Source organism: Gordonia sp. (in: high G+C Gram-positive bacteria), from assembly GCF_047600565.1.
Taxonomy (GTDB): Bacteria; Actinomycetota; Actinomycetes; order Mycobacteriales; family Mycobacteriaceae; genus Gordonia.
In genome coordinates this window covers 1,740,782-1,759,204 of the sequence record NZ_JASGKN010000001.1, presented here as the reverse complement: position 1 = coordinate 1,759,204, position 18,423 = coordinate 1,740,782, and the positions used below count along the sequence as shown (strand labels likewise).

Annotated in this window: 15 protein-coding genes and 1 tRNA gene; 12 read left to right on the top strand and 4 right to left on the bottom strand. The window is 69.4% G+C overall.

What is annotated here, in order from left to right:
• Positions 1 to 12 precede the first annotated feature (12 nt).
• Complete coding sequence (locus QM774_RS08590; RefSeq protein ID WP_414975482.1) at positions 13 to 1,296, bottom strand: alanine racemase; 1,284 nt, start codon at positions 1,294 to 1,296, stop codon at positions 13 to 15.
• 19 nt (positions 1,297 to 1,315) lie between these two features.
• Between QM774_RS08590 and QM774_RS08585 the strand changes: the two genes are divergently transcribed.
• Genes QM774_RS08585 through QM774_RS08575 form a run of 3 tightly spaced genes read left to right on the top strand, consistent with a single transcriptional unit; the run spans position 1,316 to position 5,367 of the window.
• Positions 1,316 to 2,554 (top strand): MBL fold metallo-hydrolase, encoded by a 1,239-nt coding sequence (locus QM774_RS08585; protein ID WP_414975481.1) that lies wholly within the window; start codon positions 1,316 to 1,318, stop codon positions 2,552 to 2,554.
• A complete protein-coding gene (locus QM774_RS08580) occupies positions 2,551 to 5,097 on the top strand; it encodes an HAD-IC family P-type ATPase (RefSeq protein ID WP_414975480.1) in 2,547 nt (848 codons plus the stop codon). Before QM774_RS08585 ends, QM774_RS08580 begins: the two co-directional genes overlap by 4 nt.
• Positions 5,098 to 5,106: 9 nt before the next feature.
• Positions 5,107 to 5,367, top strand: a complete 261-nt coding sequence (locus tag QM774_RS08575; protein WP_414975479.1) for an antitoxin — start codon at positions 5,107 to 5,109, stop codon at positions 5,365 to 5,367.
• Between the two features lie 4 nt (positions 5,368 to 5,371).
• Here the strand turns inward: QM774_RS08575 and QM774_RS08570 are convergent, their stop codons facing one another.
• Positions 5,372 to 5,941: a DNA-3-methyladenine glycosylase gene (locus QM774_RS08570; protein ID WP_414975478.1), complete on the bottom strand. Its 570-nt coding sequence runs from the start codon at positions 5,939 to 5,941 to the stop codon at positions 5,372 to 5,374.
• 14 nt (positions 5,942 to 5,955) lie between these two features.
• Between QM774_RS08570 and QM774_RS08565 the strand changes: the two genes are divergently transcribed.
• From QM774_RS08565 to QM774_RS08550, 4 genes are all read left to right on the top strand, one after another.
• On the top strand, positions 5,956 to 6,387 hold the full coding sequence (locus QM774_RS08565) for an SRPBCC family protein (protein WP_414975477.1): 432 nt from the start codon (positions 5,956 to 5,958) through the stop codon (positions 6,385 to 6,387).
• Positions 6,388 to 6,603: 216 nt separating this feature from the next.
• Positions 6,604 to 6,676, top strand: a tRNA-Arg gene (locus tag QM774_RS08560).
• Positions 6,677 to 7,044: 368 nt separating this feature from the next.
• Complete coding sequence (locus QM774_RS08555) at positions 7,045 to 8,574, top strand: LGFP repeat-containing protein (RefSeq protein WP_414975476.1); 1,530 nt, start codon at positions 7,045 to 7,047, stop codon at positions 8,572 to 8,574.
• Between the two features lie 96 nt (positions 8,575 to 8,670).
• Positions 8,671 to 9,489: an SDR family oxidoreductase gene (locus tag QM774_RS08550; protein WP_414975475.1), complete on the top strand. Its 819-nt coding sequence runs from the start codon at positions 8,671 to 8,673 to the stop codon at positions 9,487 to 9,489.
• A 3-nt stretch (positions 9,490 to 9,492) separates the two neighbouring features.
• Here QM774_RS08550 and QM774_RS08545 read toward each other — a convergent pair whose 3' ends face one another.
• Positions 9,493 to 10,224 (bottom strand): 3'(2'),5'-bisphosphate nucleotidase CysQ, encoded by a 732-nt coding sequence (locus QM774_RS08545; protein WP_414975474.1) that lies wholly within the window; start codon positions 10,222 to 10,224, stop codon positions 9,493 to 9,495.
• 51 nt (positions 10,225 to 10,275) lie between these two features.
• Here QM774_RS08545 and QM774_RS08540 point away from each other — a divergent pair, with 51 nt between their 5' ends.
• The 3 genes from QM774_RS08540 (at position 10,276) to pgi (ending at position 13,789) form a co-directional block, all read left to right on the top strand.
• A complete protein-coding gene (locus tag QM774_RS08540; protein ID WP_414975473.1) occupies positions 10,276 to 11,181 on the top strand; it encodes a DNA-formamidopyrimidine glycosylase family protein in 906 nt (301 codons plus the stop codon).
• Positions 11,182 to 11,287: 106 nt separating this feature from the next.
• Positions 11,288 to 12,040, top strand: a complete 753-nt coding sequence (locus tag QM774_RS08535; RefSeq protein WP_414975472.1) for an SDR family oxidoreductase — start codon at positions 11,288 to 11,290, stop codon at positions 12,038 to 12,040.
• Between the two features lie 51 nt (positions 12,041 to 12,091).
• Positions 12,092 to 13,789 carry a glucose-6-phosphate isomerase gene (pgi, locus tag QM774_RS08530; RefSeq protein WP_414975471.1) on the top strand — a complete coding sequence of 566 codons (1,698 nt, stop codon included), beginning with the start codon at positions 12,092 to 12,094 and terminating at the stop codon, positions 13,787 to 13,789.
• On the opposite strand, the gene QM774_RS08525 is transcribed toward pgi, so the two are convergent.
• Positions 13,786 to 14,088: a chorismate mutase gene (locus QM774_RS08525; RefSeq protein ID WP_414975470.1), complete on the bottom strand. Its 303-nt coding sequence runs from the start codon at positions 14,086 to 14,088 to the stop codon at positions 13,786 to 13,788. The two genes, pgi and QM774_RS08525, sit on opposite strands and share 4 nt — an antisense overlap.
• Before the next feature lie 38 nt (positions 14,089 to 14,126).
• Here QM774_RS08525 and QM774_RS08520 point away from each other — a divergent pair, with 38 nt between their 5' ends.
• Together QM774_RS08520 and QM774_RS08515 are read left to right on the top strand one after the other, a co-directional pair.
• Positions 14,127 to 15,926, top strand: a complete 1,800-nt coding sequence (locus tag QM774_RS08520; RefSeq protein WP_414975469.1) for a hypothetical protein — start codon at positions 14,127 to 14,129, stop codon at positions 15,924 to 15,926.
• Between the two features lie 44 nt (positions 15,927 to 15,970).
• The gene (locus QM774_RS08515; protein WP_414975468.1) at positions 15,971 to 18,409 is read left to right on the top strand and encodes a UvrD-helicase domain-containing protein; all 2,439 of its coding nucleotides are present in this window, start codon (positions 15,971 to 15,973) and stop codon (positions 18,407 to 18,409) included.
• Positions 18,410 to 18,423: the final 14 nt, after the last annotated feature.

Here is an 18,423-nt window from a genome sequence, read left to right as displayed (position 1 = left end):
CCAGACGCTCGCTCATAGGAAACATCGCCCTTCGCCGCGGTAGGTGGGTACGACGTCGACGACGGCGGCGACGCCCGAGCTGTCACGCTCGATCACAGCCACGCGTTCGGAGCGCTCGCACCCCTCGCCCGACTTCGTATGGCGGAACCATACCCGGTCTCCGACACGAAGGTGTGTCACTTTCTCGCCGTGGAGCGGAGTCTGCACCTCGCCGGCCGCCTCGGTGTCCACATAGTGCAGACCCTCCGGCCACACCGGCTTCGGGAGCCGGTCCTCGCCGGGCGGACCGGACGCGATCCACCCGCCGCCGGCACACGTCACGAATCCCGGCGCCGGCCGGCGCACCACGTCCAGCCCGAAGGCGATCGCGGGGGCCGGCCGGAAGTGCCGGTAGTTGTCGAACAAATGCCCGCCGAGCAGCCCGCTGCCGGCCGCGATGTCGGTGACCGACGCATCCTTGGCGGTCTCCTCCAGCGAACCGGTGCCGCCGGCGTTCACGAACTCCAGATCGGCGTACTGGCGGACCGCGGCGATCGCCTTGGCGCGACGATGCCGCAGCTCGGTCATCGAGACCGTCTGCACGGCGCGGATCGCGGTGTTCATCAGCGCCTTGCCGGGCACCCCGTTGCCGACGCCGGCGACCTGCGCCTCGTACGACATCACGCCGACCAGAGAGAAGCCGTCGCGTGAGGTGATGGTCCGGGCGAGCCGCTCGATCTGGTCGAGGTCGTGGACCGGGGAGCGCCGCACCCCCAGATGCAGCCGGCCGCCCAGCGCGCGCAGCGACGCATCCAGGTCGATCGCGACCCGGACCGGTGCTGCGGCCCGGCGGCGTTTCGGCAATCCGGCCCGGACGTCGTCGACCACGTCGAGCTGAGCCGGATCGTCGACGAGCAGGGTCACCCGCCGCAGCGCGACGGCGTCGCCGAGCAGGTCGGCGAGCGCGGTGCGCCGCACGGTCGGGTAGCCGAGGAGAACGTCGTCGATCCCGGACTCGGTGGCCAGCCAGCGGGCCTCGGCGACGTCGTAGGCGAGGACACCGGCATAGCCGTCGCGCGCCAGCACCGTTTCGATGATCGAACGGATCCGCACCGACTTGCTCGCCACCCGGATCGGCACCCCGTGCGCGCGCCGGCGCAGGTCGGCGATGTTGTGTTCGAGGGCGGCCAGGTCCAGTGCCAGGACCGGGGAGTCCAGTCCGGCGCGGCGCACCGCGTCGTCGATGCCACCCCAGTATTCGGCGGGGTCGGTGGGGTAGGGGGGCACTGTCGTATCGAGCGGCGAACCGGTGGGCATGACCGATACGCTAGGTCGTGTGACCTCGATCCGCAGTCTTCTGGTCGACGGCGTCGTGGAGCCCCTCGGTACCACGATCGACAAGACCCGCCGCAGTGCCGCGCATCTCGCATCGGCCGCCGCCACCCGCTCCGACGCCGCCCTGGAGGACGCCCTGTCGGGCCTCGCCGGACTGGGCGTCGCACCCGCACGCGCACTCGGCGCCACCCGTGAGGAGATCGCCGCCTCCACCGCGCGGTCGCGCTTCACGGTCGACGGCGTGTTCGCCAACCGGGAGCCGGCGTTCCCCGGCGGACCCGGGATGGGCGACATCTCCCAGATGGTGCGTCGCCCGGGCCGGCCCAGCCGTCCGATCCCGGTCCTGACCCCGGCGTTCGACGAGCAGACCCGCTCGCAGGCGCCCGGCGCCGAGCTGGCCGCCACCTGGCTGGGCCACGCCAGCGTCCTCGTCGAGATCGACGGTGTCCGGGTCCTGACCGACCCGGTGTTCAGCCTGCGCTGCTCGCCCTCGCAGACCATCGGTCCGCGCCGCATGCACGAGAGCCCGGTGACCGTCGGCTCGCTGCCGCCCATCGACGTGGTGCTGATCAGCCACGACCACTACGACCATCTCGACACCGCCACCGTCGACGCCCTCGCCGCACTGCATCCGCAGGCGCGGTTCGTATGCCCGATCGGCGTCGACGCGCACCTGCGCGCCTGGGGTGTGGATGCGAGCCGCATCCACACCGCCGACTGGTACGAGCACGTCACCCTCGACGTCGACGGCACGCAACTGCGATTCCATGCGACCGCGGCCCGGCACTTCTCCGGCCGCACCCTGGCACGCAACCTGACCCAGTGGGTCAGCTGGGGTGTCGTCGGCCCGCGGCACCGGTTCTTCTTCTCCGGCGACACCGGCTTCACCGAGCGGTACGCGGAGGTCGGCGACCTGCTCGGCCCGTTCGACCTCACCCTGATCGCGGTGGGCGCCTACGGGGACTCCTGGCCGGACATCCACATCGATCCGGAAGAGGCCCTGTCGATCCACCACCTGATCAATCCGGGTGCGGCCACCGAGTCGCTGTTGCTGCCCATTCACTGGGGTACCTTCAACCTCGCCGTCCATCCGTGGGCCGAGCCGATCCAGCGTCTGCTGACCGGTGCCGGCACCGCGGGCGTGGACGTCTGTGTGCCCCGCCCCGGCGGCGCCGTGGACGTCGAGAAACGCAACGGCACCGCCTACGACGATCCGACCTGGTGGGAGCGCTGCGCATGAGTACCCCGACGACCACCGGCCGTCCGGCCGGTCTCACGTCCGCGGAGGTGGCGGAGCGGGTCGCCGCCGGCCAGGTGAACACGCAGCCCGACAAGTCGGGGCGCAGCGTCGGCCACATCATCCGGTCCAACATCTTCACGCCGATCAACGCGATCCTGGGCACGCTGTTCCTGATCGTCGCCTACACCGGCTCGTTCATCAACGGCCTCTTCGGTCTGTTGATCATCGCGAACAGCGGTATCGGCATCATTCAGGAGATCCGCGCCAAGAAGACCCTGGACCGGCTGTCGATCGTCGGCCAGGCCAAGCCGACGGTGCGGCGCGACGGCGTCTCGCAGGAGGTCGCCCCCGGCGACGTGGTGCTCGACGACCTCATCGAGCTGGCGCCCGGCGACCAGATCGTCGTCGACGGAGAGACCGTGGAGTCGTCGTCGCTGGACGTCGACGAGTCGCTGCTGACCGGTGAGGCCGACGCCGTCGACAAGGCGACCGGCGACCCGATCATGTCGGGGAGTTTCGTGGTGGCCGGTTCCGGCAGCTACCGCGCCACCAAGGTGGGCGCCGACGCCTACGCCGCACAGCTGGCGGCCGAAGCATCGAAGTTCACGCTGGTGGCCTCCGAACTGCGGAGCGGCATCAACAAGATCCTCGGTGTCATCACCGTCATCCTGATTCCGGCCGGGGTGCTCACCATCTTCAACCAGCTGTGGATCAGCCGGCAGAACGTCAACGACGCCCTCCTCGGCATGGTGGCCGCGCTCGTGCCGATGGTCCCCGAAGGTCTGGTGCTGATGACGTCGATCGCCTTCGCCGTCGGCGTGATCCGGCTCGGCCGGCGCCAGTGCCTGGTCAACGAGCTGCCCGCGATCGAGGGGCTCGCCCGCGTCGACGTCGTCTGCACCGACAAGACCGGCACACTCACCGAGAACGGCATGCGCCTCTCGGAGGTGCGCGTGGTCGACGACGCCTACACGCAGGATCAGGTCACCACCACCCTCGCCGCCATCGCCGCCGCCGATCCGTACCCGAACGCCAGCATGCAGGCGGTGCTGGAGGTCTACCCGGACGCGCCCGGCTGGACCCCGTCCGCCGTGCTGCCGTTCGCCTCGGCCAACAAGTTCAGCGGCGTCTCCCTGGCCGGAGCCGACGGCGCCGCGGAGGGCAACTGGCTGGTCGGCGCCCCCGACGTGCTGCTCGATCCGGCCTCGGACACCGCTCGTCTCGCCTCGGACATCGGTGCGACGGGACTGCGTGTGCTGCTGGTCGCCGCCACCGACGTCCCGGTCGACACCGAACCCGCCGGCGACACGGCGGTCCCGGGCACGCTGACCCCGGTCGCCCTGATCGTCCTGGAACAGCGGGTGCGGCCGGACGCCAAAGACACCATCGACTACTTCGAGTCGCAGGGCGTGACCGTCAAGGTGATCTCCGGCGACAACGCCCGATCGGTCGGTGCGGTCGCCGAATCGCTGGGTCTCGGTTCGGCGGACACCGCCGTCGACGCCCGCGATCTCGCCGCCGACCCGGGTGCGCTGGCCGACGAGGTGGAGCAGGGCGTCACCTTCGGCCGTGTCCGTCCCGACCAGAAGCGTGCGATGGTCGCCGCACTGCAGGACCGCCACCACAACGTGGCGATGACCGGCGACGGCGTCAACGACGTCCTGGCCCTCAAGGACGCCGACATCGGCGTCGCCATGGGCTCGGGTTCGTCGGCGGCCCGCTCGGTGGCGCAGATCGTGCTGCTCGACAACAAGTTCGCGACACTGCCGTACGTCGTCGGTGAGGGCCGCCGCGTGATCGGCAACATCGAGCGCGTCTCGAACCTGTTCCTCACCAAGACCGTGTACGCGGTGCTGCTGGCCCTCGCCGTCGGTATCGCCGGCCTCATCGCGCACTGGACCGGCGCGTCCCCTATCAGCTACCCGTTCCAGCCGATCCACGTCACCATCTCGGCGTGGTTCACCATCGGCGTTCCGGCGTTCATCCTGTCGCTGGCGCCCAACAGCGAGCGGGCACGCCCCGGCTTCGTGCGGCGGGTGCTGACCCAGGCGGTGCCGAACGGCATCATCATCGGCCTCGTCACGTTCGTCTGCTACCTGATCGTGCGTCCGTCGGGCGGTGTCGTCGCCACCGTCGGCGGTTCGGCGGCCGCGTTCAGCGCCGCGCAGACGCAGGCCGCCACCGCCACCCTGGCCGCGATGATCGCGGTCGCCTGGTGGGTGCTGGTGGTCGTGGCGCGACCGCTCAACTGGTGGAAGGTGATCCTGGTGGCCGTCTCGGCGCTCGCCTACGTGCTCATCTTCACCGTGCACTTCCGGGTGCTCGGCTTCTCCTACGATCCGGGCGTCGTCAAACTCGACGCCTCCGACCATCACATGATGCTGGTGGCGCTGGTGTGTGCGGCGGTCGGCATCGCACTCGTGGAACTGGTCGAACTGGTCAAATACCGTTTTGCTCCGGTCTCCGGCAGAAGGCGCGGCCCGGAGGAACGTCTGGCGAACGTCGGGGGAATCGACGAGCGCACCGAGACCGGACAGGGATAGAATCTCAGCATGGATATCAATGACGTGGTCAACAAGGCCAAGGATGCACTGAAGTCGAACTCCGATCTGGTCAAGAAGGCGGGCGACGCCGTCGACAAGGCCACCGGTGGCAAGTTCCACGCTCAGGTCGAGCAGGCCGAGAGCGCCGTGAACAGCGCTGTCGGCGGCAACCAGCAGCAGGCCCCGGCGCAGCCGGCTCAGCCCGCCGCCCCGGCCGCCGATCAGGCTCCGGCCGCCGACGCCGCTCCGGCCGACGACCAGCAGCAGTAATCCCCTAGGACGCACCCGGGTGCCGGCGATACGCCGACACCGTCGGGTCGCCGTCCACCCAGAATCGCCACGGCCGATCAGCGGCCAGCCGGACGCCGACGCGCGGACCGGCGGCGATCACTTGTGAACCCGACGCCGTCGGGGGTCTCACCACGACCCCCGGCGGCGTCGTCACGTCGGTGCCCAGGTCGGCGATCGTGATGCCGAGCGCCTTCGCCAGGTTCCCGGGTCCGCGACCCAACCGGTGATCGGGGACGTCGCCGCGTCGTGCCCGCGCGACGTCGAGTCCGTCGACGATCTCACCGGCCCGCAGCAGGACCGCCGAGCCCTGCCCTTCGGGACTGGTGATCACGTTCGCGCAGTGGTGGCCGTGCATCCGGTACACGTACAGGCGCATCGCCGGGCCGTACATGATCTCGGACCGGGGAGTGCGGGTGAAGGCGTGCGACGCCGGGTCGTTCGGCCCGTCGTAGGCCTCGACCTCCGTGATCCGGGCGGCGACACCGTCGTGCCCGACGATCACCGCGCCGAGCAGTGCCCGGGCGGCCTCGCACACCGCGGGCTCGTCACCCATTAGGCTCGTGCACCATGGCGAAGACCAGTGATTCCATTCATGTCGACCTCAGCCCGGAGGATACCTTCGCGGCGGCGTCCGATCTCCCGCGCTTCGACGACTGGCTCGTGCTGCACGACGGCTGGCGCGGTGACATCCCGGAGAACCTCGGTGTGGGCACCAAGGCCACCTCGGTGGTGACCGTCAAGGGTGCGCGCGTCCGTTTCGACTGGACCATCGACACCTACGACCCGCCCAAGCGTGTCCGGTTCTCCGGCAGCGGCAAGGGCGGCGTGAAGGCGAAGATCGATCTGACCGTCAAGCCGGACGGCGACGGCTCCGAGGTCACCTTCGTGATCGAGCTCGGCGGCCTCCCGATGATCGGCCCGGCCGGCAAGGCCGCCGCCAAGGCGGTGCACGGTGACGTCCACCGTTCGCTGGTGCGGTTCAAGAACACCTTCTGCTGATACCGGCGCGCACGTCGGTCTGATGGTCGCAGATCTGCACGGGTGCGCTCACGAGGGGACTGTTCCCTCGTGAGGGCGTATCTGCAGATCTCGGACCGGACGGCGTGACGCACTGCGGTAGGCGGGGCTGCCGTAAACTCACCACACGCGGCGGGCACACCCTGAACGGCCCGCCGAACGGACTCGGCAGACCCGTCTGCCGCCGGGTCCGACGTCGCTCTCGTAGCTCAGGGGATAGAGCACCGCTCTCCTAAAGCGGGTGTCGCAGGTTCGAATCCTGCCGGGAGCACTCTGCGGCAGTGCGTCCGATTCCCGCCGTTCGGTGAATCGATATCGGCGAAACGACGGGCGAAAACGGCCGCCGACATACCGTGCGCAGGAATTAAGCGCACGGCGAACGAGGTGCACGTACCTCGCGACGTCGGTCCTGTGTCGGGTCTCACTCCCCGTGAAAGCCCAGGTCGTTAACCGAATAACACCAGGTCAGGGCTGTTGGCGGCGGATCGGTTCGAATCGGACAGTCCCGGCGCACATTCCGGCCCCGACTGCCGGATACCTCACTTCCGGGACTTACAACACGTTTCGTCTCGTGATCGGCTACTTTTAACTGGGCTTCGCCGCAGCGGTGAGGCTGATTTTCCCTGAAGCGGAGGAAGTATGAAGACAATGGGACGCTGGCGGGCCCGGGGCGCAGTCCTCGGCCTCGCATCCGTGCTCGGCGCGGCGGCATTCCTGGCACCCGCGGCTCACGCGGATGCCCAGAGTGATGCCACGGACGCCATCAACGACCTGGCAAGCAAGATCGAGTCGGGCGACGCCGACCGCGGCTACAACGACACCGGCCTCGGCGAGAAGACCGGGGACGTCGAGCAGTACGCCGGCGGTTACCGCGAGAACTTCTCCGGTGGCACCATCTACTGGTCGGAGGCCAACGGCGCGAAGGTCGTCTACGGCGACATCAACGCCAAGTACACCGAGCTGGGCGGCGCTGACGCCGACAACAAGCTCGGTCTTCCGGTCACCTCCGAGGAGGACGGCCCCTTCAAGCCGACCAGCCGCGAGCTCAAGCTCGTCGGTGAGGACAACACCCCGGCCGATGTCGCTCCGCGCATCTACTGGACCCCGGAGAAGGGTGCCTACCTGGTCCGCGGCCCGTTCGCCGCTGCCGTCGACAAGGCCGGCGACGCCCTGGGCGCCCCGGTCGGTGACATCCAGGTCAACGGCGACACCATCACTCAGGAGTTCGCCAACGGCCCCCTGAGCTACAACGTCAACACCGGTGAGTGGACCTCGCCGAACGCTGACCTGCAGGGCAAGCTGGCCGGCGGTCTGCTGGCCGGTCTGACCCTGCCGAAGCTGGCCAACCTGGGTCTGCCGGGTCTGCCGGGTCTGGATCTGTCGCGTATCAACCTGAACCTCCCGAGCTTCACCGCTCCGGATCTTCACGCTCCGAACGTGTCGGCTCCCGACGTCAACCTCGGCAAGCACCACATCTCCCCGTGGTGGTGGCTGCTGCTCCTGATCCCGCTGGCTCTGCTGGCTCTCTGGTGGCTGCTGACCCGCGGCCGCAAGGGCGATCTGGACGTTCACGGTGCGAACCTGACCGGTGACGTGAAGGCGGGCGACGCCCACCTGAAGGGTGACCTGAAGAAGGCCGGTGCCGCTACCGCTGGTGCGGCTGCCGCCGGTGTCGCTGCCACCAAGGCCGCCGGCCGTGGTGTCAAGGGCGCTGCCGACGACGCCGTCGACGCCACCAAGCGTGGCATCAAGGACGTCGACGCCAAGGTGACCGGTAAGGGCAAGGCCGCCGGTGCGGCCGCTGCCGGTGCCGCTGGTGCGGCCGGTGCCGCTGCCAAGGGTGCCGCCGGTTCTGCCGGTGCCGCTGCGACCGGCGCTGCCGGTGCCGCTGCGACCGGTGCCGCTGCCGCTGCCGGCAAGGCTGCCGGTGACGGTGTGGGCACCTACACCTTCCAGGGCAAGACCGTTCCGGTTCCGGTCGGCGGCCACCTGCCGCTGGCGGATCCGAACGAGGCTCCGGCTGGTTACAACATCAAGGGCAACGCCGATTCGGGTCTGTACCACACCCCCGAGTCGCGTTCCTACAAGGCGACGATCGCTGAGATCTGGTTCGCCACGGAGGCTGCCGCCAAGGCTGCAGGCTTCAAGCACCCGGATGGCAATGCCTGATCAGTCCTGCGACTGACGGTTCATCCGAATCGCTGAGAGAAACCCCCGGTGCACCGCACCGGGGGTTTTTCCGTCTTGAGGCGCTAGCGTGGGGCCATGACTTCGACGGAATCCCGCACGGTACTGGTCACCGGTGCCACCAGCGGTATCGGCAAGGAGGTGGCGCGCCGGTTCGCGGCCGCCGGCCACCACGTGTACGGCACCACCCGCGACCCGGAGGGCGTGGCCGACCCGGTGCCGGGTGTCACCTACGTCCGCCTCGACAACGCCGACTATGCGACGGCGCAGGAGTGCGCCGAGAAGGTGGGCGCCGTCGACATCCTGATCAACAATGCGGGGGAGAGTCACGCCGGTGCCCTCGAAGACACCCCGATGGACGAGATCGAGCGGATCTTCGCGGTCAACGTGTTCGGCCCGGTCGCCCTCACCCGGGCGGTGCTTCCCGGCATGCGGGACCGCCGCACCGGCACCGTGGTGATGGTCGGCTCCATGCTGTCGAGTTTTCCGATCGCCTTCCGGTCCACCTATGCGGCCACCAAGTCGGCCCTCAAGGCGTACGCGTTCTCGCTGCGCCGTGAGGTGGCGCCCTACGGCATCCGGGTGATCTCGGTGGAGCCCGGAACCATCGCCACCGGCATCGGCGACCGCCGCACCATTCACATCGGCGACGATTCGCCGTACCGCGACGAGTTCACCACCGTCGCCGACACCACCGCCCGCAACGAGCAGAAGGGCATCTCGGCCGACGCGATGGCCGAGCAGATCGTGAGCGCGGCGCTCGCCGCCCACCCGAAACCGTTCTACGCGCGCGGCAACCGAGCGCCGGTCGTGTTCTTCCTCCGGCGCATCGCGCCCCGCCAGCTGGTGCTCGACCTGTCGTCGAAGGTCCACGGGCTGAAGAAGATCCACGCCTGACGGTCACCAGGGACGCGCGATGGCCTCCAGAACGTCGTCGGCGATCTCGGAGCGGCAGATGACGAAGTCCGGCATGTACGGCTCCGGGTTGTTGTAGACGATCTCACTGCCGTTCAGGCGCGAGCAGTGCAGGCCGGCCGCCCGCGCGACACCCACCGGCGCGCAGTTGTCCCACTCGAACTGGCCGCCGGCGTGCACGTAGGCGTCGACGTCACCGCGCACCACCGCCATCGCTTTGGCGCCGGCCGAACCGATGTGGACCGCCCGCAGCCCGAGCCGGTCGGCCACCTTCGCGCTCGGATACGTGTGCCCGTACCGGGACACCGCGATCCGGCCGGTCAGATCCCCGCCGGCCGTGGGCACCTCATCGGACCGGAACACCTCGTCCATCGCCGGCAGCGACACCGCCGACGGGCCCGGTGTGCCGTCGACCGCCAGGGCGACGTGCACGGCCCAGTGGTCGGTGCCCATCGAGAACTCGGTGGTGCCGTCCAGCGGATCGATGATCCACACCCGGTCCGCGTCGAGCCTCGAGACGTCGTCCTCGGCCTCCTCGGACAGCACCGCGTCGCCGGGACGGTGCCGGGCCAGAACGCGCGCGATCCAGGCCTGCGCCATCGCATCGCCGAGGTCGCCCAGCTCGCGCCGGGGGAGCAGATTCCCGGACCGGACGCCGAGCAGCAGCCGTCCCGCACCCTCGGCGAGGGCGGCGGCCAGGGCGGCGTCGGACTCCATTCGTCTACTAGAGCACAGGCGGCGACCGGTGCGTCGCGCGATACTGGTGTCATGCCCGAGTTGCCCGAGGTGGCCGCACTCGCCGCCTTTCTGGACGGGCGTGCGGCCGCCTGGCCGATCCGCCGGATCGACGTGGCCTCCCTGTCGGTGCTCAAGACGGCCGATCCGCCGTACACCGCACTGGTCGGCCGGACGGTGAGTTCGGTCGACCGCATCGGCAAATACCTCGTCGTCCGCGTGGGCGGTCCGGCGGCGGACGGCGCCTCGGGACCGGCCGGGACGCCGGACGAACTGTGTCTGGTGATCCACCTGTCCCGGGCCGGCTGGGTGCGCTGGAGCGACGCGCTCTCGCCGGCCCCGCTCAAACCGGGAGGCAAGAGCCTGATCGGGCTGCGGGTGCACTGCGGTCTGCCCGGGGAGGGATTCGATGTGACCGAGGCCGGAACGCAGAAGCGTCTTGCCGCGTGGGTGGTCGCCGACCCACGCGACATCGACCGGGTGGCGTCCCTCGGACCCGACGCCCTCGCGGTGTCGCGGGCGGAGTTCGGCGCCGTCCTGGCCTCGACGAGCGGGCGGCTCAAGACGGTGCTGGTCGATCAGCGTCTGATCTGCGGGATCGGCAACGCCTATTCCGACGAGATCCTGCACGCGGCGCGGCTCTCCCCGTTCGCGACGGCCTCCTCCCTCGACGATGCGACCGTCGACCGCCTCTACGACGCCCTGCGGGCGACCCTGATCGATGCGACGCAGCGGTCGGAGGGGCTGGGCGTCGGGGAACTCAAAGCCGAGAAGCGCACGGGCATGAAGGTGCACGCCCGAACCGGACTGCCGTGCCCCGACTGCGGTGACGTGGTCCGTGAGGTCTCGTACGCCAATCGGTCGTTCCAGTACTGCGCCACCTGTCAGACCGGCGGCAAGATCCTCGCCGACCGCCGGATGTCGCGACTGCTCAAGTGACCGTGCCCCGCACAGACGGGCCCGATACGGTCCGTCGCCGGGTCAGGCGCGTCGACGGACCGCATACGGCCCGGTAGTGGTCGGCAGGGCGGGTAGGTTCGGAGCCATGGCCAAGCACCCCACCCGGCAGAAGATCATCATCACCGGCGCAAGCTCCGGACTCGGCGAAGGCATGGCGCGCGAATTCGCGGCGCGGGGACGTTCCCTCGGACTCGCGGCCCGCCGCCTCGACCGACTCGACGCTCTCGCCGGTGAGCTCACCGGCCAGGCGGAGAAGGTCGCCGTCGCACAACTCGACGTCACCGACACCGGCGCGGTGCCCGCCGCGTTCGCGTCCCTCGCCGACCGGCTCGGCGGCGTCGACCGCGTGATCGTGAACGCCGGCCTCGGCAAGGGTGCCCCGATCGGTACCGGGAAGGCGGACGCCAACCTGGAGACCGTGCGGACCAACCTCGTCGGGGCCCTCGCCCAGATCGAGGCGGCGATGGAGATCTTCCGCGCCCAGAACTCCGGCCATCTGGTCCTGATCAGCTCGATGAGCGCGGTCCGGGGTCTGCCGAAGGCGCAGGCCGCCTACTCGGCGTCGAAGGCCGGACTGTCGTCGTTGGGACAAAGCCTGCAGACCGAACTGGACGGCAGCCCCATCGCGGTGACAGTGCTGCTGCCCGGCTACATCGAGACCGACATCAACCGCGGCGTGAAGACGGCGATGATGACCGACACCGACGCCGGCGTGAAGGCGATGGTCGCGGCGATCGAAGCCGAGAAGAAGCGCGCCGAAGTGCCGACCTGGCCGTGGGCGCCCATCGGCGTCGCCCTCAAGTATCTGCCCGACGCGATCTCTGCGCGTCTGGTGTGAATCGCCCGCCGGACGCTGCGTTCGAGATCGGCACCGAATAGGGTTGTGGGTATGGAGCAGGCGGACATCACGACCACCGACCAGTGGCAGGCACTCGCTGAGCATCGGGAGGCGATGACCGGCCGGAGCCTGACCGACCTCTTCGGCGACGACGCCGATCGCGGCGCGCACATGGTGGTCGATGCGGGCGACCTGCACATCGACTACTCGAAGAACCTGGCCACACCCGACACCCTGTCGAAGCTGATCGATCTGGCCCGCACAGCCGGGGTCGAGACGAAGCGGGACGCCATGTTCGCCGGCGCGCATCTGAACGTCTCCGAGGACCGTCCCGCCCTGCACACCGCACTGCGACTCCCCGCCGACGCCGAACTGGTCGTCGACGGCCAGAACGTGGTGGCCGACGTCCACGACGTCCTGGACCGGATGGGCGAGTTCTCCGACCGTGTGCGCGACGGGGAGTGGACCGGCTACACCGGCAAGGCGATCACCGACGTGGTCAACATCGGGATCGGCGGCTCGGACCTCGGCCCGGCGATGGCCTACCAGGCGCTCCGTCACTACCGGCATCCGCGGATCACCGGCCACTTCGTGTCCAACGTCGACCCGTGTGATCTGGTCGCCACCCTGGCGGGGCTGGACCCGGAGACCACGCTGTTCATCGTCTCCTCGAAGACCTTCACCACCCTGGAGACGCTCACCAACGCCAAAGCCGCCCGGGCCTGGCTGCTCGAGACGGCGAAAGACGACTCCGCCGTCGCCAAGCACTTCGTCGCGGTCAGCACCAATGCCGACGAGGTGTCGACGTTCGGTATCGACACCGAGCACATGTTCGGATTCTGGAACTGGGTGGGCGGCCGGTACTCGGTGGATTCGGCGATCGGCCTGTCGCTGATGATCGCGATCGGCCGCGACGGCTTCACCGACTTCCTGGCCGGGTTCCGCACGGTCGACGAGCACTTCCTGACCGCCCCCCTGGAAAGCAACGCGCCGGTCCTGCTGGGCCTCATCGGCCTGTGGTACTCGAACTTCTGGGACGCGCAGTCGCACGCGATCCTGCCGTACTCGAACGACATGGCCCGCTTCCCGGCCTACCTGCAGCAGCTGGTGATGGAGTCCAACGGCAAGTCGGTCACCTCCGCCGGGCAGCCGGTCACGACGCCCACCGCCACCGTCGTGTGGGGCGAACCGGGCACCAACGGGCAGCACGCCTTCTTCCAGCTGCTGCACCAGGGCACCTGGCTGATTCCGGCGGACTTCATCGGCTTCGCCAATCCGACCGACGACCTCCCGGCCGAGGCCGCCGACGGCGGCACCGGCCAGACGGGCCCCGCTCGCTCCGCTCCCGGCGGCACCATGCACGACCTGCTGATGAGCAACCTGTTCGCGCAGACCGAGGTCCTGGCCTTCGGCAAGTCCGCCGAGCAGCTGGCCGCCGAAGGCGTCCCGCCCGAGCTGGTGCCGCACAAGGTGATGCCCGGCAACCGGCCCACCACCACGATCCTGGCGCCGCAGCTGACGCCGTCCACCCTCGGTCAGCTGATCGCCCTGTACGAGCACATCGTGTTCGTCAAAGCCATGATCTGGGGCATCGACCCGTTCGATCAGTGGGGTGTGGAACTGGGCAAGAAGGAAGCGATCTCCCTGGTCGGGCCGCTCGACGACGAGAAGTCGCCGGACGACCTGAACGACTCGTCGACCGACGCCCTCGTTCACTGGTACCGCGCTCAGCGCGGTCGTCAGGCCTAGCGCCCGAGAGGGCCGCGCCCCAGACGCAGCAGCAGCATGGCGAGGGTGTGTCCCTCCGAGCCCAGCGCCGAGAAGCGGTCCAGGACCTTCACCTCGCGGCTGTGCACCAGACGCGGCCCGCCGGACGCCATCCGCGCCGCGCCGATCTTCTTCGACACCGCGGACCGTCGCTGGATGGCGGCCAGGATGATCGCGTCCATCCGGTCGATCTCCTTGCGCAGGGTGTCGATGTCGTCGGGCAGCCCGTCGACGTCGCTGTCCAGGCCGTACGCCGACAGATCGATCTCCTCATCACTCACGGGTCCCGATTTTGCCACGAGTGCGTAAGACTGAAGACATGACCGGTCTTCGTACCCAGCCCGGACGGCGCTTCTCCGGCGTCGCCGTCGCGGCCACCGTGCTGATCGTCGCCCAGATCGTGGTGCGCGCCTGGGCCGCCTCGCGCGGCGGCTTCTACTGGGACGACCTCATCCTGATCGGCCGTGCCGGTGACCATCCGATCCTGAGCTGGGACTATCTCGGCGACAGTCACGACGGCCACGTGATGCCGGCCGCCTATCTGTTCGCCGGGCTGTCCACGCTGATCGCCCCCACGCAGTGGTGGCTGCCGGCGGTCACGCTGGTGGTCCTGCAGGCGATCGCGTCGGCGGCCGTGTGGCGGATGATCCGCATCCTCGCCCCGCACGCGCAGATCGGCGCTCTCGCCGCCCTCGCCTTCTATCTGTTCACCCCGATGACCCTGCCCGCCTACGAATGGTGGGCTGCCGGGCTCAACTCCCTGCCCATGCAGGCGGCCACCGCGATCGTCGTCGGCAACACGGTCCTGCTGATCCGCGATCCCGAACGCAGCCCCGCATCCCGCCGGCGTCTGGTCGCCGGAGCGGTGCTCGCCTTCGTCGTCGGCCTGCTCTTCTTCGAGAAGTCGCTGTTCATCCTGCCGATCGCCGCCGTCGCGGCGTTGCTGGCGGCCCGGGGCCTGCCCGACCGCGGCCGCACCCGCGGTCTCTGGTGGTGGCTGGGCGGCATCTTCGTCGCCTGGGCGGCGGTCGTCGGCGTCGTGTCCGATGCGTCGTTGCACGGGTCGCTGGGTCAGACCGCGAAACTCGTGTGGAAGTCGATCGCCGACGCCGTCGTGCCGTCGACGGTGGGCGGCCCGTGGAACTGGGGCCGTTGGCTGCCCGCCCCGCCCACCGGCGATCCGGCGCTCTGGATGCAGCTCCTCGGCTGGGCACTGATCATCGGTGTGGTCGGGGCGACCGTCTATCTGCGCCGCGGCACCGCGCCGATCTGGCTGGCCGCCGCCGTCTACGTCGTCGGCGCGCAGGCTGTCGTCATGTGGATCCGGTCGAGTGGCCAGACGGCACTCGAGCTGGGCCAGACCATGCGCTATCTGCCGGATGCGGCGGTCGTCATCACCATCGCGCTCGCCCTGGTCGCCGCCGCCGGACCACGCGGCGCCCACGAAGCCGGACCGGCGCGCGCCGCCGCGCGCGCCCCGCGGTGGGCGGTGGCCGCCGGCGTCGCCGTCCTGGTGCTGTCGTCGTTGATCGGCGCCTCCCGGTTCCTGGATTCGTGGCGTGAATCGCCCACTCCCGCGTACATCGCCACCGCCCGTGATTCGCTGCGTGAGCATCCCGATGCGGTCATGTTCGACCAGTCGGTTCCGCTGGAGGTGCTGTCGCCGATGGTCTACCCGGACAACCAGGTGAGCCGGATCTTCGGCCGGCTGCACGGCCGGTCGGCGTTCGGTGACCAGACCGAGAAGCTCTCCGTCCTCGACGACAGGGGCGCATTGGTGCCTGGCGGCGTCAGTCCCGCCCGCACCGTCGAGGCGAGCGACGGCGCCTGTGACCGGCCGACCGTCGACGGCCCGGCCGAACTGAAACTGTCGGCACCGGTGATCGACTGGGAGTGGACGGTGGGCCTGAGCTACTGCGCCACGAAGGAGGGTCAGGTGGCCGTCTCGCTCGGCGGACCCGAACGGACGGTCACGGTGCACCGCGGCCTGCACCCCCTGTACTTCCAGCTGTCCGGCACCGGCGGCGTCCTGCGGATCCGTCCGGTCACCGAGGGCCTCGCGCTGCACACCGGCGAGGGCCGGGTCGGCGAGCCGATCGTGGCGGCGTACGCGCCGTAGCCGGACCGTGGCGTGTCGGAGGGGGCCGGTAGCCTGGAACCTTGATGACGAACCCTGCCGACCTGCTCCTCGACGGCCTGAACCCGCAGCAGCGGGAGGCTGTGCTGCACACGGGCTCGCCCCTGCTGATCGTGGCGGGAGCGGGCTCGGGTAAGACCGCGGTCCTGACCCGCCGTATCGCCTACCTGCTGGCCGCGCGCGGCGTCGGACCCGGCGAGATCCTGGCGATCACCTTCACCAACAAGGCCGCCGCCGAGATGCGGGAACGCGTGATCGACCTCGTCGGCCCGCGCGGCGCCTACATGTGGGTGTCGACGTTCCACTCCACGTGCGTCCGGATCCTGCGCGCCCAGTCCGCCCTGCTGGAGGGCCGCAACTCCAACTTCTCCATCTACGACGCCGACGACTCGCGCCGCCTGATCGGCATGATCGTGCGCGACCTCGAACTCGACCCCAAGCGCTACAGTCCGCGCGGACTGGCGACGGTCATCTCCAACTTCAAGAACGAACTGAAGAGTCCGGAAGAGGTCGCGGCGACCATCGCCGAGATCCCCACCCAGCAGGGCCAGACGGGCGACGACATCGCCCGCGTGTACGCCGAGTATCAGCGCCGGCTGGCGGAGGGCAACGCCTTCGACTTCGACGACCTGATCGGCGAGACCGTCGAGCTGTTCCGCCGTCACCCCGACGTCGCCGAGTACTACCGGCGCCGGTTCCGGCACGTCCTGATCGACGAGTACCAGGACACCAACCACGCCCAGTACTCGATGGTCCGCGAACTGGTGGGGGAGTCTCGCGGGGGATCGAGTGCCGTCGCGCCGTCCGAGCTGTGCGTGGTGGGCGACTCCGATCAGTCGATCTACGCGTTCCGCGGCGCCACCATCCGCAACATCGACGAGTTCGAACGCGACTACCCGGACGCGACGACCATCCTGCTGGAACAGAACTACCGCTCCACCCAGACGATTCTGACCGCGGCGAACGCGGTGATCTCGCGGAACCCGAACCGGCGCGAGAAGAAGCTGTGGACCGACTCGGGCGACGGCGACCTCATCGTCGGCTACGTCGCCGACTCCGATCGCGACGAGGCCCAGTTCATCGGCAAGGAGATCGAGGAACTGGTCGATCACTCGATCGGCGGCTCATCCACGGCCAGCTACGGCGACATCGCCGTCTTCTATCGCACCAACACCGGATCCCGCCCCATCGAAGAGGTCTTCGTCCGGCACGGCATCCCGTACAAGGTGGTCGGCGGCACCAAGTTCTACGAGCGCAAGGAGGTGCGCGACATCGTCGCGTACCTGCGGGTGGTCGCCAACCCCGACGATTCGGTCAGCCTGCGCCGGATCCTCAACACCCCGCGCCGCGGCATCGGTGACCGTGCCGAAGCGTGCGTCGCCGTACACGCCGAGAATCTCGGTGTCAGCTTCTACCAGGCGCTGCTCGACGCCGCCGACGGACGGGTGTCGCTGCTCAACACGCGTGCGGTCAACCAGATCGGCGGGTTCGTCGAACTGATCGAGGGACTGCGGAACGAGTTCCTCCTCGCCTTCGGCGACGACGACGCCGAGATGGTGGACGCCACCGCCGAGGGCGCCGACATCGGCGATCTGGTGGAGGCCATCGTCGACCGCACCGGCTACCGCGCCGAACTCGAGGCGTCCAACGATCCGCAGGACGGCGCCCGCCTGGACAACCTCAACGAACTCGTCGCCGTCGCCCGCGACTTCAGTCTCGAAGCCGCGCAGGCTGACGACGAACCCGACGAGCCCGGACCGGACGAACCGTCGGGGGAGCCCGAACCCGGATCCCTGGCGGCCTTCCTGGAGAAGGTGTCCCTCGTCGCCGATGCCGATCAGATCCCGGACACCGACGAGGGCGTCGTCACGCTGATGACACTTCACACCGCGAAGGGGCTGGAGTTCCCGATCGTCTTCGTCACCGGCTGGGAAGACGGCCAGTTCCCGCATCTGCGCGCCCTCGGCGACGATGGTGAACTGAGTGAGGAACGCCGCCTCGCCTACGTCGGCATCACGCGTGCCCGCCGGCGCCTGTACCTGACCCGTGCGCTCATGCGGGCCTCCTGGGGTCAGCCGGTGCAGAACCCGGAATCCCGTTTCCTGCAGGAGATTCCGCAGCACTTGATCGACTGGCGGCGCACCGAACCGCGTCGGCCGGAGCGCCGCGGCTTCGGCAGCGGCTTCGGTGGGGGATCGACGGCGCGCCCGTTCGGCTTCTCGTCGGCCGGCGACACCCTGGGCCTGCGCGGCCGATCGTCGTACTCGTCGGATCCGACCCGGTCGCGCAACAAGTCGGTGAACTACGAGATCGGCGACCGCATCAACCACCCCAAGTACGGGATGGGCAAGGCCGTCGCCAAAGAAGGCGCCGGCCCCACCGAGAAGATCACCTTCGACTTCGGCGGCACCATCGGTCGCGTGACGCTCCTGACGCTCGGCGGGCTTCCCGGCGAGAAGCTCTGACGGTCGTTCGGGGG

What these genes read in the sequence shown, in the direction of transcription:
- QM774_RS08590 (WP_414975482.1), bottom strand. Translation starts at nt 1,296, where the DNA reads ATGCCCACCGGTTCGCCGCTCGATACGACAGTGCCCCCCTACCCCACC.
- QM774_RS08580 (WP_414975480.1), top strand. Translation starts at nt 2,551, where the DNA reads ATGAGTACCCCGACGACCACCGGCCGTCCGGCCGGTCTCACGTCCGCG.
- QM774_RS08575 (WP_414975479.1), top strand. Translation starts at nt 5,107, where the DNA reads ATGGATATCAATGACGTGGTCAACAAGGCCAAGGATGCACTGAAGTCG.
- QM774_RS08570 (WP_414975478.1), bottom strand. Translation starts at nt 5,941, where the DNA reads ATGGGTGACGAGCCCGCGGTGTGCGAGGCCGCCCGGGCACTGCTCGGC.
- QM774_RS08565 (WP_414975477.1), top strand. Translation starts at nt 5,956, where the DNA reads ATGGCGAAGACCAGTGATTCCATTCATGTCGACCTCAGCCCGGAGGAT.
- QM774_RS08555 (WP_414975476.1), top strand. Translation starts at nt 7,045, where the DNA reads ATGAAGACAATGGGACGCTGGCGGGCCCGGGGCGCAGTCCTCGGCCTC.
- QM774_RS08550 (WP_414975475.1), top strand. Translation starts at nt 8,671, where the DNA reads ATGACTTCGACGGAATCCCGCACGGTACTGGTCACCGGTGCCACCAGC.
- QM774_RS08545 (WP_414975474.1), bottom strand. Translation starts at nt 10,224, where the DNA reads ATGGAGTCCGACGCCGCCCTGGCCGCCGCCCTCGCCGAGGGTGCGGGA.
- QM774_RS08540 (WP_414975473.1), top strand. Translation starts at nt 10,276, where the DNA reads ATGCCCGAGTTGCCCGAGGTGGCCGCACTCGCCGCCTTTCTGGACGGG.
- QM774_RS08535 (WP_414975472.1), top strand. Translation starts at nt 11,288, where the DNA reads ATGGCCAAGCACCCCACCCGGCAGAAGATCATCATCACCGGCGCAAGC.
- pgi (WP_414975471.1), top strand. Translation starts at nt 12,092, where the DNA reads ATGGAGCAGGCGGACATCACGACCACCGACCAGTGGCAGGCACTCGCT.
- QM774_RS08520 (WP_414975469.1), top strand. Translation starts at nt 14,127, where the DNA reads ATGACCGGTCTTCGTACCCAGCCCGGACGGCGCTTCTCCGGCGTCGCC.
- QM774_RS08515 (WP_414975468.1), top strand. Translation starts at nt 15,971, where the DNA reads ATGACGAACCCTGCCGACCTGCTCCTCGACGGCCTGAACCCGCAGCAG.